General features: G+C 63.9%; 15 protein-coding genes. 7 read left to right on the forward strand and 8 right to left on the reverse strand.

Annotated elements, in window-relative coordinates; translation table 11 throughout:
• The first annotated feature begins 39 nt into the window (after positions 1-39).
• From EJ071_RS31290 to EJ071_RS31315, 6 genes are all read left to right on the forward strand, one after another.
• Complete coding sequence (locus EJ071_RS31290; RefSeq protein WP_126101297.1) at positions 40-663, forward strand: FMN-binding negative transcriptional regulator; 624 nt, start codon at positions 40-42, stop codon at positions 661-663.
• A 36-nt stretch (positions 664-699) separates the two neighbouring features.
• A complete protein-coding gene (locus EJ071_RS31295; protein WP_126101298.1) occupies positions 700-1,350 on the forward strand; it encodes a LysE family translocator in 651 nt (216 codons plus the stop codon).
• A 365-nt stretch (positions 1,351-1,715) separates the two neighbouring features.
• Positions 1,716-2,633, forward strand: a complete 918-nt coding sequence (locus EJ071_RS31300; RefSeq protein ID WP_245460371.1) for a lysylphosphatidylglycerol synthase transmembrane domain-containing protein — start codon at positions 1,716-1,718, stop codon at positions 2,631-2,633.
• Complete coding sequence (locus EJ071_RS31305) at positions 2,599-4,068, forward strand: UbiA family prenyltransferase (protein ID WP_126101300.1); 1,470 nt, start codon at positions 2,599-2,601, stop codon at positions 4,066-4,068. Before EJ071_RS31300 ends, EJ071_RS31305 begins: the two co-directional genes overlap by 35 nt.
• Positions 4,068-5,399, forward strand: a complete 1,332-nt coding sequence (locus EJ071_RS31310) for an FAD-binding oxidoreductase (protein ID WP_126101301.1) — start codon at positions 4,068-4,070, stop codon at positions 5,397-5,399. The genes EJ071_RS31305 and EJ071_RS31310 overlap by 1 nt, the downstream gene beginning before the upstream one ends.
• Complete coding sequence (locus tag EJ071_RS31315; RefSeq protein WP_126101302.1) at positions 5,392-6,129, forward strand: SDR family oxidoreductase; 738 nt, start codon at positions 5,392-5,394, stop codon at positions 6,127-6,129. The genes EJ071_RS31310 and EJ071_RS31315 overlap by 8 nt, the downstream gene beginning before the upstream one ends.
• 5 nt (positions 6,130-6,134) lie before the next feature.
• On the opposite strand, the gene EJ071_RS31320 is transcribed toward EJ071_RS31315, so the two are convergent.
• The 5 genes from EJ071_RS31320 to EJ071_RS31340 all read right to left on the reverse strand — a co-directional run bounded on the left by EJ071_RS31320 (position 6,135) and on the right by EJ071_RS31340 (position 11,097).
• Positions 6,135-7,466 (reverse strand): arylsulfotransferase family protein, encoded by a 1,332-nt coding sequence (locus EJ071_RS31320; protein WP_189521301.1) that lies wholly within the window; start codon positions 7,464-7,466, stop codon positions 6,135-6,137.
• Positions 7,467-7,482: 16 nt separating this feature from the next.
• Positions 7,483-8,610 (reverse strand): sulfotransferase, encoded by a 1,128-nt coding sequence (locus tag EJ071_RS31325; protein ID WP_126101304.1) that lies wholly within the window; start codon positions 8,608-8,610, stop codon positions 7,483-7,485.
• Positions 8,607-9,326 (reverse strand): hypothetical protein, encoded by a 720-nt coding sequence (locus EJ071_RS31330; RefSeq protein ID WP_126101305.1) that lies wholly within the window; start codon positions 9,324-9,326, stop codon positions 8,607-8,609. Before EJ071_RS31330 ends, EJ071_RS31325 begins: the two co-directional genes overlap by 4 nt.
• 9 nt (positions 9,327-9,335) lie before the next feature.
• Complete coding sequence (locus EJ071_RS31335; protein ID WP_189521302.1) at positions 9,336-9,614, reverse strand: hypothetical protein; 279 nt, start codon at positions 9,612-9,614, stop codon at positions 9,336-9,338.
• Positions 9,615-10,053: 439 nt separating this feature from the next.
• On the reverse strand, positions 10,054-11,097 hold the full coding sequence (locus EJ071_RS31340) for a DUF4185 domain-containing protein (protein ID WP_126101306.1): 1,044 nt from the start codon (positions 11,095-11,097) through the stop codon (positions 10,054-10,056).
• A gap of 525 nt (positions 11,098-11,622) precedes the next feature.
• On the opposite strand from EJ071_RS31340, the gene EJ071_RS31345 reads away from it, so the two are divergent.
• On the forward strand, positions 11,623-12,795 hold the full coding sequence (locus tag EJ071_RS31345; RefSeq protein WP_126101307.1) for a hypothetical protein: 1,173 nt from the start codon (positions 11,623-11,625) through the stop codon (positions 12,793-12,795).
• A gap of 43 nt (positions 12,796-12,838) precedes the next feature.
• Here the strand turns inward: EJ071_RS31345 and EJ071_RS31350 are convergent, their stop codons facing one another.
• The 3 genes from EJ071_RS31350 to EJ071_RS31360 are packed head-to-tail and all read right to left on the reverse strand — an operon-like array spanning position 12,839 to position 14,690.
• Positions 12,839-13,312 (reverse strand): DUF4189 domain-containing protein, encoded by a 474-nt coding sequence (locus EJ071_RS31350; protein ID WP_126101308.1) that lies wholly within the window; start codon positions 13,310-13,312, stop codon positions 12,839-12,841.
• Positions 13,313-13,357: 45 nt separating this feature from the next.
• Positions 13,358-14,101, reverse strand: a complete 744-nt coding sequence (locus EJ071_RS31355; RefSeq protein ID WP_126101309.1) for a hypothetical protein — start codon at positions 14,099-14,101, stop codon at positions 13,358-13,360.
• 13 nt (positions 14,102-14,114) lie between these two features.
• Positions 14,115-14,690, reverse strand: a complete 576-nt coding sequence (locus EJ071_RS31360; RefSeq protein WP_126101310.1) for an invasion associated locus B family protein — start codon at positions 14,688-14,690, stop codon at positions 14,115-14,117.
• Positions 14,691-14,700: the final 10 nt, after the last annotated feature.

Below are 14,700 nucleotides of genomic sequence, written 5' to 3' on the forward strand. Positions count from 1 at the left end.
CTTTCGGGCATCTTTTCCTGCAACGCAAGGAGTTTCGCCATGTACATCCCGCCCGCCTTCCGCGACGACGATCATGAGAGCCTGAGCGCAACGATCCGCGCGGCGCGACTGGCGACTCTGGTCACCGCCACGGCGGAAGGACCGCTGGCGACGCCATTGCCGCTTTTCCTCGACGAGACAGAGGGCGAGCATGGCGTGATCTATGGCCATGTCGCGAAGGCAAATCCGCAGTGGCGCGCTCCGCCGCTTGGCGAAGGCCTGGCGATCTTCATGGGGCCGGACGCCTATGTGACGCCGGCCTGGTACCAGACCAAGCAGGAAACCGGAAAGGTGGTGCCGACCTGGAACTATGTCGCCGTCCACGCCTATGGACCGGTCGAGTTCTTCGAGGATGCCGACAGGCTGCTCGACGTGGTCACACGCCTGACCAATCTGCATGAAGGCGGGCTCGCCTCGTCCTGGGCCGTATCGGATGCGCCAATGGATTTCATCCAGGCGCAATTAAAGGGGATAGTCGGCCTGCGCATGCCGATCACGAGGCTCGAAGGCAAGCGCAAGATGAGCCAAAACCGCAACGCGGCCGACCGCGCCGGTGTCGCATCTGGTCTCGCGGCGAGCGATCGGCCTTCCGACCGTGAGGTCGCCCCTCTCATCCCGTCGTGAGCCCGCCCGCTCCAACTCTGCAGTCCTGAGCCCATCATGCCGGATTTGACCCAGTTCGCCTTGTACTTCGCCGCGGCGTTGCTGCTCGCCATCACGCCTGGTCCAGGCATCTTCTACGTCGCCGCGCGCGCACTCGCCGGCGGACGCGCGGAAGGCATCGCCTCCAGTTTCGGGACGGGCCTGGGCGGCATGGTCCATGTGCTGGCCGGCAGCCTGGGTGTCTCCGCCCTCGTGCTCGCAAGCGCGCAACTGTTCACGGTACTGAAGTTGATCGGCGCCGCCTACCTCGTCTGGCTTGGCTTTCGTACCTTTCAGGCCGCCCGCCGCGAGGCAGAGACAATGCTGGACGGCGGCACTCCGGCGCCCGCGGTCGGCGCCCGGCGCGCGTTTCGCGAAGGGGTGCTGGTCGAGGCGTTGAACCCGAAGACAGCGGCCTTCTTCCTGGCCTTCATTCCGCAGTTCGTGAACCTCAGCGCCGGCCACGTCGCCCTGCAGTTCATGGCCCTTGGCTTCGTATCGGTAACGCTCAACACCCTCGCCGATGTCGTCGTCGCTTTTGCGGCGGGCCGCATCAGGGAAGGCGCGGCCGGGCGTGGCGGTGTGATACGCCGCCTGCGAGAGGCCTCAGGCGGCGCGATGATCGCGCTCGGCATCGGCCTCGCCATAGCCAAGCGCCCTGCCCTCTGATTTTGCCCTGCCGAGATAAAGTCGCCAGCACCGTCCGGAACTTTGCAGAATCTGCTGCGTTCTCACCGAAGCCTGTGTCGAGGCACAGGCCATAGCCGACCGCAAAAATCAGAAAGACGGTCATCGCCCCTGGCCCGGAGACGAACCTCCGACCAAACACCGGGTGCAAAGTCCGGCCGGATTCCGGAAGTTCGCTTCCATAAAGATCCGCACACGAAAACCGCCGAGTTCCGGAGCGCGTGCATATGCTGAGTAGCGAACAGGGCAGAAACACATTTCGAGCGAGAAGTCTCCTTGTCCCAACGATCATCATTTTTCTTGCTGCGTACCTGATGCTTTCCTCAAGCGTCGGCCTCGGTGACGTCATGGCCAGCATGGCCGCGATCGACTTGCGCGTCCTGGCCATCGTTCTCGCACTGTCCCTGGTGAACTATGCGCTCAGGTTCTGGCGCTGGTCGCTGATGCTTTCATCTTCTTCGAACGCGCTGCCGGCATCGCGGCATTTCCTGATCTACCTGACGGGATTTGCGCTGACGACGACGCCGGGAAAAGTCGGCGAAGCCCTGCGAACCTTGTATCTCAGGCCGTTCGGCATCAGCCCCAGGCGTTGCCTGGCCGCCCTTTACAACGAGCGCCTGCTCGACCTGGTCGCGATCGGCGTGCTCGCGATGTTCATCGTTACCTCCGGCGGTGCCGTTACCCGCTCGTTCGGCCTTCTCGGCGCGGCGCTGGTGGCGGCGCTGATCGTCGCCCAGCATCCCGCCACGATCGCGCGCCTCGAACGGCTTTCCGGGTTCTTGCCCGGACGGCTCATTCCGTCCCTGACCAATGCCGCAACGACATTCCTTCGCGACGTGCGATCCATGATGACGTTCCGGCTTGCCATCATCGGAACGCTTCTGGGCCTCCTGGCCTGGGGCGCGGAAGGCTTCGGCACATACATCGTGGCCAAGGAACTCGGCCTCAATATCGGACCGCTGGCCGCAATCGGAATCTATGCCGTGGCCATGCTTGCCGGTGCGTTGTCCTTCCTGCCCGGCGGGCTGGGCAGCACCGAAATCGTCATGATTTCTTTTCTTGCTTACGCCGGTGCAACGGCTCCCGAGGCCGTTGCAACGACCACCATCGTTCGACTCGCCACGCTCTGGTTCGCGGTGGCGCTCGGATTGGGCGCCTGGTCAGCTATCGAAGCCTTTCCCGGGCCGATAGCGGCAGGTTCGGGGCACACGTCAGAGAGAAAGAGCCCTTATGCAGCGTCTCCAAGCGATCCCAAAGGCCGATGAACCACCGCATGCCACGAAATCGTCGGTCCCCCTTGTCGTCGACCTCGACGGTACGCTGATCCACAGCAACCTTTTGGTGGAGTCCGTCATCGCGCTGGTGAAGCGGTCGTTCCTGTCGATCCTGCTTTTGCCCCTGTGGCTCATGGGCGGCAAGGCCGCCTTCAAGGCGCAAGTCACAAAAAGGGTGGCGCTTGACCTCTCGGCCCTGCCTTTCAACCGGCCGCTCGTCGAACATCTGAAACGGGAGAAAGCCCGCGGCCGGAGGCTCGTTCTCGCCACCGGCGCGCACGAATCCCTTGCTCATGAGATCGCGCATCAGCTCGGCCTGTTCGAGGAGGTTTTTGCCAGCGACGGAAAGCGCAACTTGACGAGCCATGACAAACTCGCCGCCCTGCGCGACCGCTTTGGCACCGATGGGTTCGACTATGCCGGGAATGCGGCGGCGGACTTTCCGATCTGGCGCGCCGCGCGATTTGCGACGGTGGTGAATGCATCGCCGCGCACGGTCAACTGGGCATTTGCCCACGCTCATGTGGATGAGGTGTTTCCGCGCAGGAAGCCGACGCTTGCCGTTTATGTTCAAGCCTTGCGCCTGCATCAATGGCTGAAGAACCTGCTTCTCTTCACGCCGTTGATCGCCGCCTTGAGATTTACCGACACCGAGGCGCTTGTTGCGCTCCTGACCGGCTTCTTCGCCTTCAGCCTTTGCGCCTCGAGCGTCTATCTGCTCAACGATATCGTCGATATCGAGGACGATCGCCGCCATCCCGAGAAGCGCCGCCGGCCCTTTGCCTCCGGCCGCCTCCCGATCGCGCATGGGTTCGTGCTTATCCCGGCATTGCTGGCGGGATCGGCGGTGCTGAGCTCATTCCTGCCCTGGAAGTTCGGCGCAGTGCTGGCGGTCTACTATGCGGTCACGCTCGCCTATACGTTTTTCCTGAAGCGCCTGGAGGCGGTCGACGTCGTGACGCTCGCCCTGCTCTACACGACAAGGATTTTCGCTGGTGGCGCGGCGGCAAGTATCCCGCTTTCCCAGTGGCTGCTGACCTTCTCCATCTTCATCTTCCTCAGCCTGGCATTCGCCAAACGCTGCGCCGAACTGTTGCTGATGCAGGAGCACGGCAAAAAGGCGAGCTTGGGCCGGGGCTATCTGCTTGCCGACCTGCAGATGCTCAACAGCATGGGGGTGGGAGCGGGCTACGTCGCGGCCCTCGTGCTTGCCCTCTATCTCAGCACACCGCAGGTCCTCATCGCCTATGCGCGTCCCGGCCTTCTTTGGGTTTTCGTGCCCCTTCTCATTTTTTGGGTGACGCGGATCTGGCTCAAGACCTGCCGCGGCGAGATGCGCAGCGACCCGCTGGTCTTCGCAGCGCGCGACCGTGTCAGCCTGGCGTTCGCCGTCCTGGGCGGCGGCGTTATCTGGCTGGCGATGTGATGGGACGCGACGGTCGATACCGGTCGTGGGGGCGGCCGCCGGCGACTGGCACGCAAGGCGCGGTCCGGCTGCATTGGCGCGACGAACAACTTCAGGAAGGCGGCGGTCCATTCCTGCCCTATGGCAACGGGCGCAGCTACGGCGACAGCTGCCTGAACAGCGGCGGCACGCTCGTCGATCTTCGCGGCCTCGACCGCTTCATCTCCTTCGAGGCCGACACGGGCGTCCTGCGCTGCGAAACCGGCGTTCTCCTGTCCGACATCCTTGGCCGTTTCGTCCCGAAGGGCTGGTTTCTCCCGGTGACGCCGGGCACCCAGCAGGTGACGGTCGGCGGAGCCATCGCCAACGACGTTCACGGCAAGAACCATCATTGGGCCGGAAGCTTCGGCCATCACGTGCGGCGCTTCGAGCTCCTGCGTTCCGACGGCAGCCGGCTCCTGTGCTCACCGCGCGAGAATGCCGACTGGTTCGGGGCGACCATCGGCGGGCTCGGACTCACCGGCGTCATTCTTTGGGCCGAGATTGCGCTCAAGCGGATCGATGGGCCAGCGATTGAGGTGGAGAGCCTGCGCTTCTCGCGCGTCGAGGAATTCCTGGAACTCAGCAGCGCCTCGCACAACGCCTATGAATATACGGTCGCGTGGATCGATTCCCTCGCACCCGGGCCGGGCGGCGCCCGCGGGCTGTTCTTCCGCGGCAACCACGCAGCCGGGCATCATGCCGCCGCGCCTTCCCGCCGCAAGCCGGGATTGCCGTTCACGCCCCCGGTCTCGCTGCTGCCGAGGGCCGCGGTCGGCCTGTTCAACACGGCCGTCTACCGACGGCCGCGCCGCAAGCGCGCCATCGTCCATTACGAGCCGTTCTTCTATCCGCTCGATGCCGTGCCGAACTGGAACCGGCTGTTCGGCCGCAAGGGTTTCTACCAGTATCAGTGCGTCATCCCGCAGGATCAGGCGGAGGTCGCGATCGGCGAGATCATCGCCCGGGTGGCGCGGGCCAGGGAAGGATCGTTCCTCTCCGTGCTGAAGGTCTTCGGCAACCGCAGGCCGCCGGGCTGGCTGTCCTTCTCGAGACCGGGAACGACGCTTGCCTTCGATTTTCCGGATCGCGGCCGCTCGACGCTCGCCCTGCTCGATACGCTGGACGAGATCACCGACGAGGCGGGCGGCGCCGTCTACCCGGCCAAGGATGCCCGCATGAAGGCAAGGATCTTCGAGCGCGGGTATCCGGCGCTGCATCGCTTCGAGCGCTATCGCGATCCCGCTTTCACGTCCGACTTCTGGCGACGCGTGACTTCCGGCGACACGCGACAGGGGGCAGCCAATGCATAGGGTTCTGATCATCGGAGCGACCTCGGCGATCGCCGAGGCGACGGCCCGTCTCTTTGCGGATGACGGCGACAGGTTGTTCCTCGTCGCAAGGCGCAAGGCCAGGCTCGAGGCGGCGGCCGACGACCTCGCCGTGCGCGGCGCCGAGATCGCGGGATGCGAGGTCCTCGACATCAACGAGCTCGACCGGCACCGCGCGGTGCTGACACAGGCGGAGCAGGCTCTGGGTGGCATCGACGTGGCGCTGGTGGCGCACGGCACCTTGCCCGACCAGCAGCTTTGCCAGGCATCGGCCAGGCTGACGGTACAGGAGATCCAGACGAACGCCGTCAGCACCGTGGCATTGCTCACTCGCCTGTCGGAGCTGATGGAACGCAAGGGATCCGGCCGGATCGCCGTCGTCACCTCGGTGGCTGCCGATCGCGGACGGCAGAGCAATTACGTTTACGGGGCGGCCAAGGCGGCGGTCGACACGTTCCTGGAGGGCTTGCGGCAGCGGCTCTACAAGGCGGGTGTCGGCGTGACCACGATCAGGCCCGGCTTTGTCGACACCCCGATGACGGCGGCGTTCGAGAAGGGCCTGCTCTGGTCCCAGCCCGACACCGTCGCCAGGCGCATCCATCACGCCATCCTCAGGGGCAAGGACGTCGTCTATGTGCCGTCATTCTGGCGCTGGATCATGCTGGCGATCCGCCTGATGCCTCGCCGCGTCTTCAAGGCGTTGAAGCTGTGACGACCTTAGCGTGATGCCTGGCGCGGTTCCTCTTCGAGCGTTTTGCGAAACGCGGGCTCGAACATCGCGGGATCGATCCGCTCGCCGCCGTTGACGATCGGAATAAGCTCGTCCTGGAGGCCTCGACGGATCGGATTGACGAACTCCCAGACGAGATCACCCGCGGGTGTCACTTCGAAAATGCGGCCGCCGTCGGATTCGGTGATCAGCGTGTTGCCATTGCCAAGGCGCTGGGCATCGGAGCGCAGCGCGCTGGAGAACGGATGCTGGGCGCTGCCAGCATAGCTCCATTTCACGCTCGATGTGCGCGGGTCGTACTCGATCACCCTTGAATTGTTGCCGTGCCTGATGCCGCCGAGATTGTCGAAAAGCAGAATATCGCCGTTCGGCAGGATCCTCGGGTCGTGCTGTCCGAGCCACGGGCCGCGCGTCGCCCATGTGATCTCGCCGGTCTTCATGGAAAGGACCGCGATGAGCGACATGTCGCGGAAGGAAACCAGCACGTCGCCCTGCTCGGCGAACGGAAAGTTCTTCGCCTTGTCGGCGTCGACATATTCGACCGTGTTGGGATGGAGCGGATCGGCGAGAGCGAAATAGGGAAGGATCGCCATAAGCGAGAAATAGGGTGAGCGCAGGAAGGCGTCCGTCAGCGATACTTTCCGGATCTCCTTTCCGTCCGGCGAGAGAACGACCACGAAATCCTTGAGGTGGGGGCGGTCGAGCTGCGGTGCTGCTCCAACTGGGTTGAAGTCGAATTCGTTGGCGAGCGTGTAGATGCGATTGTCCGGCGCGACGGCAAGGTCGTGATGGACGGGAGCAAGGTAGCTCCAGATCACATTGGAATCCTTGTCGAGCTTGACCATGCCGTAGCCCCAGGGGGTATCGGCGGACGAAATATAGATGACCAGAAGATCGCCGTTCGGAAAGACGACGGCCCTGTCCATATAGACGAGCGAATCGGGCTGCGCCTTCCTGCCGAATGCGCCGTTCTTGGCGACGTCGCTGAACGGGCGTCGCCACTCGTGCACCACGCGCCCGTCCATCGCGATGAGACGCGCCACATTGTCGTCTCCGGACGTGTAGAGCGTGTATCCAGGTGCGGCACGCTTCGGGTCATAGATGGTGACGCCGCGGGCCGGGGTGCGGGCCGGCTGGTAAAGATTGGCCAGAACGGGATTTTCGATGATTTGCCGCTGCAGGACCAGGGCTTCGCCAGCCCGATAGGCGTCGCGAAGAAATTCCGACGGATATACCCGGCCGAAGACCGCCATCGCCCCCGCCACGAAGGCGAGGAAGGCGATCATCAACACGAAGAGTGTGGATCCGATTTTCTCCATCGGCATTCCCTTGCGCTTATCCATATCCGAAGCGCCCAGCCACTGCCGCCGTGCGGCTGCGGATCTCGTTGCGCTCGGCTTGTGTGAACGATGGTTCGTAATAGGCCGGGAAGCTGACGGTCGCTCGCGCCGCCTGCGCAAGCCCGCGGTCATCAAGCTCGCAGTGGTCGAGTATCGTCGAGAGCGTTGCGGCGGGATCGCTGCAAAGATCCTCGTAGCGGACGACGAGAATGCTCCCGGCCATGGCCGGATCATCCAGCACCGCCGCCACATAGCCGTAGACCGAGGCCCAGTAGGCCGCCCATCCCGCGACATCCCTGCCGCTTTTCCAGAGCCTGACGATCTCGCCGGACGTCCTGCTGCCATCGACATTGACCGGTACACGGTTCAATCCGAACTCGAAATGTCCGCTGCGCCGCATGTGGCTGACAACCCGCCGGTCCTTGCCCTCCGCGTCGGAAAAAAGCCTGTGCTGCTTCATCAGCGATGCGATGTGCCAGGTCGGGTCGCGGATGGGCACGATGAAGCGGGCGTCGGGAAACAGTTTCCTCAGATAGCGCAAGCGCGTGACATTGTAGTTGCCCTTGGCGAGATAGCGGCTGGCGTCGCGCAGCAGGAGCAGCTTGCGGATATGATCCCGGTAAAAGGCTTCGAAGCAGGGATGGCGCGCAGCTTCGTCCAGGACCGCATTCGTCGACGGATCGTGCAGCTTCGAGAAGAACGCCATCCAGACGATCTCCTCCAAGGCCTCGGGGCTCTCCGGCGTCACCTTGATGCGGTCGCGATGCGCACGCTCGACGGCAAGCTGCTCCGTGCGCCCGGCGCGGTCGACGAACCAGTTCCACGCCATAAGCGCAGGCACCAGGGGAAAATCGCGATAGCGATGGCTCGCCGTGTCGGGATGGCTGGCAAGCAATTCGAGCAGGATGGTGCTGCCCGATCGGGCAAGGCCGGCAATATAGATCGGCCGGCTCACGCTGGTATGATCGAGCTGCTCGGCAAGCAGCCGCGTTTCCCAGTTCCCCACCTTGATCCAGAAACGCGGAAAGCGCTCCAGGAGCCGGCCGATCGCGTCCGTCCAGGCATCGACTTCCAGGCTCGCCGCCCGGCCGCGTCGCTTGGTCGTGCGCCTGGTCCCGGTCATGCGATGCCGCGCACGCTCTTGAGCATCAGGGCAACGAGGATCGTCGCCGCGAAGAAGATGCCTTCCCAGCCGCGCAGCCAGGCAGGACCGACGCCAAGAACCTGCTGCCGCGGCAGCCCAAGGTCGATCCTGTCGAACGGCAAGTCCTCCGGCAGATAGCCGGCGGGATTGCCGATCAACACGTTCCACCAGCGCCATTTCTGGATGACCGAAACCGCCTGTGTCACCGGCACGTCGGCGATTGCCGAGCCTGCCCGGTCGACGATCTGCGCGTGCGGCACGCCATTGCTGCCGTTCACCCAGCGTCCCTTGAAGTCGCCGGACACCTTGACGCCAACCGAGGCGTCCGGCGGCGGGTAGACGTCACCGTAGCGGCTGTCGAGCCAGACGACGATGAGCAGCAAAGGCAGCGAAGCGGCGATGGTTGCCGGAAACACCAGCGCCACGCGTCGCAGCGCCAGCGCCAGCATCCGGCGAAGAAGGGGCCAGGCTTCCTGGAACTCGCCTTCGAAGTCGGCGACGCTCTGCTGTGTCCGCGCATAAGCCAGCTTGATCTCCGCAATACGCTTTTGCGGCGAGAGAACCCGATATAGCTCCATGCAAAGAAAAGCCCCAAGCGCTGCCCAGAGCACCAGCCTGGCCGATGACGGCAGGACGGGCGTAAGCCAATTGTCCAGCGCCGAGAGGACCGGCGAGAGCATGTCCAGGAGACCCATCGGACCGCCTCAGCGACCGGTTTCGTCGCGCGAGCCTTCGCGTTCGTTCCGGTGGGCGGGATCGGCGCGCTTTTCAGCCGGCTCCATCCCGCGCGAGGCACGCCTGCGCTTCAACGCCTTGCGAAACGGCCAGGCGATGATGAACGAAAGAGCCGTTGCCAGCGCGGCGATGAGCGCCCAGAGGGCGCCTAGCAGACCCAGGCCTGCTCCCGGTCCGACATAGGCGAAAGCAACTGTCGGAACGGTCAGTGCCAACACGAAGCAGATCGAGGCGATGAACCTCCTCATACCTTGGCCTCCTTAATTTGAGGATGGCTTGACCAGGGAGAGCGCAAGGACGGGTTCGTCCGTTTACGATGTCTCCTGGATCGTCCACAGCGATCCTCGCTGCCCCCCGATCCCAAGAGCTTGACAATCCGGCGTGGACAACAAGCGACGATACTGAATGCCGCCCGCCGCGGTCCGGTTCCGGCTTTACATCTAGCGCCCGGTCATCGGCCGACCACCCAAGCCTGGGCGCGCCCCATGGTTCAGGCCGGAAAAGTTATCGATTTTAATAAGTTGATATGCTCTGTTACCGAGGATCCACACGCCGTGCGCTGCCCGTCCTAACACATTCGTGAACCGGACAGACTTCACCGTGCGAAGAAGGTCACGCGGCCAGGTACCCTTACCGCCGCACTGTCGGCATCGCGCGCAAAAGTCCACAAGGAGCGGGCCGGCCGGGTCAATTCGCGGCACTGACCGGCGTCACCGGGGTGCCCGCCGGCGCGACCGGACCGTCGTCCGAGACGACAGCCGGGGCGGCCGGCTCGAGGCTCGTATGCATCAGGAAGACGTTATAGGGCCCCCATTGGGACATCGTGTAGTAGAGATCGCCATCGATCTCGGTCCCCGGCACGATGTAGGGCGCGTAGAGACCCGGATATTGATCCGCGGTCAACACCACCTGGGCATCGCTCCAGGGGCCGGTCAGCGCCGGGGCGGTGCGCAGCACCACGGCTCGCCGGTTCTCATCGAGATACATCATCAGCCAACGGCGGTGAGGCTCGCTCCAGGCGACGGAGAGCTCGCCCGCCGGCGCAGGCACGACGACCGTCGCGGATTTCGGATCGGCCTCCCACTTCGTGCCGTCCCAGTATTCATAGGCATCGGGCGTGAGGATATGCTCACGCGCCACCCGGCGCAGCCGCACGCCGCCGAAGCGCCCTTCAGGGATGCCGAAGCTGTAGAGAAAGCCGTCCGCCGTGACGAACGCAACCTGCTCGAAACCGCAGGCCTCGCGCCATGTAGCCCCGGCCGGCGTCGCCCATGTCTGTCCGTCGTCATCGGAATAGGCGAGGCCCGAATGGCCGACCGTCCAGTTGCCGCCCGTCAAACCCCAATGCCTGACTGACATGTAGTGGAGATATATGCGCCCCCCAAGCGAAATGCCCTGGGTCGGGATGACGGTTTTCTCGTCGCCGTCGATCTTGCGGGAGCGGATCAGCTCTTTCGCTGCGCCGTCCGGCCCAGTGACCATGGATTCGAACGGAAAGCCGTGGCGCGGGTCCGGGTCGGCGATCCGGGCCATGACGTTGCTGCGCCAGTTGCTGCCGCCGAAGCCACCTCGCCCGAAAGTATCGCCGAAGACCATATAGAGCTGGTTCCGATGCCAGAACATGTGACCGAGGTCGGTCCCGTAAACGCCCCAGCGCGCAGCCGTGTCGTTCCGGGAATTCTTGCCGGTGACCTGATTCATCATCTCGGTGCCGAGCACGCGCAAAGGCATGACGTCCTCTTTGGCCGAACCGACTGCGGCGGGAGCTTTCGAGGCCTCTTCCGGCGACGTAGCCGGCGGCTGAATCGGCGCGGCAGACGCCGCTAGCGTGGAGCCACGCGGATCAGCTGGAGGAAGATTTAATAGAATGCCCAGACACGACAGATTCAAGAAAACGAGCCAAAAAACCCGCCCCACGCAACGCCCCTTTGTTGGTCACGACCCAAGTCGGATTGTCACATATTGTGATCACATGGCGGAATTGCGACAGCATCGAGTGAGATCACTTCAATCCTGAATTTTAGGTGGCATAGTACATAAACTATTGATTATTATTGATTTTTTTCTGCGTGGAAGCTGTGAGCAACTGTGGAACGAAGCACACGCGAGAGATAATCGGCAGGCCGCCTCGGTGCTGCCTTGAGAAATTGTGCAGGGCCCTAGCTCCTTCAATTTCGTACAGCGGCCTCTTCTCCCTCACAGAATGCGACTCTTGGTCCGGATGAGTGATTGAACCCACCCTCGCGATAGGGGTTGGTGAAAATCGGGCTGATTTCCGTGGGCGGGCCAAACAATCGACAAATCCCGGAGGTGCCCGTGGTCCTGGCAGTCTCAACAAACGCGTCGATCGGCACCAGTACCCGCGTCATGCGGCTGGCGTGGTTCGTGGCGTTGCTGTGCTACGCGGTCCTGCTCACCACGTTCCACTATGCTTCGACGACCGTCTGGTGGATCGCCAGTCCGGCCCTAATGGCCGACTTCATCGCGGCGGCGCCATTTCAGGGCCGGGTGCTGCTGCCGCTCATCGTCCACGCGATCATGCGCGTCACGCCCTGGTTCGATGTGGACCTCTTGTTCGCCGCGGCCGAAGTCGCCGCCTGGATGCTGCTGGTCGTCGTGGCGCGTCAAGCGCTTCGGGTGTTCCGCATCGAGACCTCGGATCTCGTCAGCGGGATTCTGGCGCTGACGATCACGGTTCCGGTTGCGCTGCATCTGATCGTGCCCGACCTTGAAGTCCACTCGATATTGGGGGTCGACGGCGGCGTCCTTGAATTGGGGAAATGGCAGACGGTACCGTTTTTCCGCTATGTCTACGACCTGCCGGCGGCGGTCTTCACGCTGGCGCTCGTGCTCTGTCTCGCACGCTTCGTCCAGGCGCCCGAAACAGGCAGGTTGATGGCCTATCTCGGCCTGTTCGCGCTTGCCACCGTGAACCGCGAGACCACCATGTTCTTGCTGCCGGCCTTCCTTGCCGTGTGCTGGGGGGTGCTCGAGCGCCGCACAATTGCGACGGTGCTGGCGGCGCAGGTGATCATTTTCGTCGTGATCCAGGCCGCCATCAGATGGTTCGTTCCGGGTCTCCCCAATCCCTATGCCAGCATCCCGGGGACCAACTACGAGATCCATCTGACGGATAATCTCGGGCTGTTCACCAATCCCCTCTATCTGTTGACCTATCTCGCTCGCTTCGGCGCCGGTCTTTACCTGCCCATTCTGCTGCTGCACCGGTATCTCGACCCGGTGCTGAAACGGACGCTGCTGTTGTTCGGCATACCGTTTCTCTTGTCCACCGTGCTGTTCGGGCGTCTGGTGGAGCACCGGGTGGTCATCGAAATCGTGCCTTTGCTGTGGCTGGGCGCCGTCCAGGCGATCAGCGCCTGGAGCGCGGATCAAGCGCGGCAGTCGCAGGCGCGAGAGCGGCTGCCTTGAACATCCCTCAGACGGATCTGCCGGGGCGGGTGGGCATCCGTTGTCAGGTGCAGACCCATTCGCGGATCTTGCACTCCTTCCCCTCGCCTCCGCATTGCGCCGTGGCCTTGTCCTCCGCTTCGCGGCGGGTCGTGGCCGACGCGGCAGCCCAGAACGGGGTTGCCGCGCCACGGCTCTTGCCGACCGAGAGGGCCGCGCAGTGCTCGTAGGGAAAGCCGGTGCCGTCGTCATCGTCCCAATGGCGATGGTTGCGGAACACCTCGACCACCCTGCAGCCGGCGCCATCGGCATTCTCGCAATGCTTGAGCGCAATGTCCTCCGCCTCGTCGCGCTTGTCAGCGCCCCAGAAGAAGCCGTGACGGCCGTCATCCGGCGAATAGGCGATCGCGCCCCAGATGCCCTTTTCCTCGCCTGTCGGCGCCGGCGGCGGCGCCACCAGGTCCGCCGCATGGCCCGCAATCGTAAGCCCAACCAAGGCCGCAAGCAGCGGAAACGAAAGGCGGTGATTGATCAGCATTTTCGTGCTCCAGGTTGTAGCTATCCGACAATCCACCGCGGCTCTCTAGCCGCCCATGCGGGCGACCGAGACCACGATGCAGGTGTTGCCGGTGGGGACCAAAAGGGCCTGGCCGCCATTGTTGGCCAGGTTGAAGAGCATCGTGTTCGAAAGATTGTCCGCCAGGACGCTGCCCTTCGGGAGCGTTCCGGCGACTTCCTGGCAAGACTTCTGGAAAGGCGCCACCCGCACGAAGCCGCCCTCGCAGGTCTGGCCGACGGGCGAGGCAAAGACGACGCCGGCTGCCTGCGTCTTATAGTCCGGCAGGTCATAGCTCATCCCGGCGACTGCCTGCACGGCATGCGTATCGGGCGACGTGTTGTCCCACTGCGTCTGCACCGCATAGGTCGATCCCGCGGTCAGAGCCTGTCCGAGCGTGGCAAAGAGATTGGCGCAGGTGCGGACGCCTGCCTGGCTCACATGCGCCTGAAACGGGTTCTTGCTCGCCGCGCCATCCGCTGGCGCGGGCTTGGTCTCGGCGGGCTTGGCTTCTGTGGGCTTGCCTTGGGCGGCAGGCGCTTGCGCCTGTGCCGATGCCGTGCCAGCGACGAGCGTCCCGAGCGCGGGTGAGAAGCGGAACGACAGGACGACCGCCGCCGCGACCAGCACGGCGAACGCGCCGAGCAGCGCCGTGTTTCGCACCAGCCGACCGATGGACGAACGCCCCGGCGGCGGGCTTGCCGGCGGCTCCGGCAGCGGAACGGGCTGGGAGCGCGTCAGGATTCTGTCCTCGATGGATTGGCGTGTCATCTCTCAAGTCTTTCTAGTTGATGGCCGACAGCGCGGTCTTGAGCCCCTTGAACGGCGCATCGAGACTGACGGTCGCTCCCGACGGCAGGGAATAGGAAACCTGGACGGTGGTCTCTTTGCCGATCTCTCCGCGCAGCACGGGACCCACGGGCACATAGCCGACACAGACCGACGCGTCGCAGCCCTGCAGCTGAACGTCCACCGGCTGTTTGCGGCCGGCAAATTTCAGCGAAAGCTTGCTGCCCGCGCCAGTCTGGCTGGGGGTTCGCAATATCATGAAGGGCTTGCCCTTCTCGTCGGCCGCCAGCGACCAGCTGAAGATCAGCGCCTGGCCCTGGTCGATGAAGGACTGGCTGATGTTGCACACTTTCTTCCTGGCCTGCAGGTTCTCATCGCAGATCAGCGTCCAGTTCTCGAACGGACGCGTGGTCCGTTGATATTGGCCAAGCTTCACGTTCGCAGGCACCGCGACTTCCGAAGGCTTTATCCTATAGGCAGACGGGACCGCCTCCTGTCCAACCGCGCGCGGGCCGGACAGGAGCAGGCAGGTCAAGGTCATCGCGATGGCAGAGACCACGTACCTGGTCATGAACGGACTT

This window comes from Mesorhizobium sp. M1B.F.Ca.ET.045.04.1.1, from assembly GCF_003952465.1.
GTDB classification, from domain to species: Bacteria; Pseudomonadota; Alphaproteobacteria; order Rhizobiales; family Rhizobiaceae; genus Mesorhizobium; species Mesorhizobium shonense.

What these genes read in the sequence shown, in the direction of transcription:
- EJ071_RS31290 (WP_126101297.1), top strand. Translation starts at nt 40, where the DNA reads ATGTACATCCCGCCCGCCTTCCGCGACGACGATCATGAGAGCCTGAGC.
- EJ071_RS31295 (WP_126101298.1), top strand. Translation starts at nt 700, where the DNA reads ATGCCGGATTTGACCCAGTTCGCCTTGTACTTCGCCGCGGCGTTGCTG.
- EJ071_RS31300 (WP_245460371.1), top strand. Translation starts at nt 1,716, where the DNA reads ATGGCCAGCATGGCCGCGATCGACTTGCGCGTCCTGGCCATCGTTCTC.
- EJ071_RS31305 (WP_126101300.1), top strand. Translation starts at nt 2,599, where the DNA reads ATGCAGCGTCTCCAAGCGATCCCAAAGGCCGATGAACCACCGCATGCC.
- EJ071_RS31310 (WP_126101301.1), top strand. Translation starts at nt 4,068, where the DNA reads ATGGGACGCGACGGTCGATACCGGTCGTGGGGGCGGCCGCCGGCGACT.
- EJ071_RS31315 (WP_126101302.1), top strand. Translation starts at nt 5,392, where the DNA reads ATGCATAGGGTTCTGATCATCGGAGCGACCTCGGCGATCGCCGAGGCG.
- EJ071_RS31320 (WP_189521301.1), bottom strand. Translation starts at nt 7,466, where the DNA reads ATGGAGAAAATCGGATCCACACTCTTCGTGTTGATGATCGCCTTCCTC.
- EJ071_RS31325 (WP_126101304.1), bottom strand. Translation starts at nt 8,610, where the DNA reads ATGACCGGGACCAGGCGCACGACCAAGCGACGCGGCCGGGCGGCGAGC.
- EJ071_RS31330 (WP_126101305.1), bottom strand. Translation starts at nt 9,326, where the DNA reads ATGGGTCTCCTGGACATGCTCTCGCCGGTCCTCTCGGCGCTGGACAAT.
- EJ071_RS31335 (WP_189521302.1), bottom strand. Translation starts at nt 9,614, where the DNA reads ATGAGGAGGTTCATCGCCTCGATCTGCTTCGTGTTGGCACTGACCGTT.
- EJ071_RS31340 (WP_126101306.1), bottom strand. Translation starts at nt 11,097, where the DNA reads ATGCCTTTGCGCGTGCTCGGCACCGAGATGATGAATCAGGTCACCGGC.
- EJ071_RS31350 (WP_126101308.1), bottom strand. Translation starts at nt 13,312, where the DNA reads ATGCTGATCAATCACCGCCTTTCGTTTCCGCTGCTTGCGGCCTTGGTT.
- EJ071_RS31355 (WP_126101309.1), bottom strand. Translation starts at nt 14,101, where the DNA reads ATGACACGCCAATCCATCGAGGACAGAATCCTGACGCGCTCCCAGCCC.
- EJ071_RS31360 (WP_126101310.1), bottom strand. Translation starts at nt 14,690, where the DNA reads ATGACCAGGTACGTGGTCTCTGCCATCGCGATGACCTTGACCTGCCTG.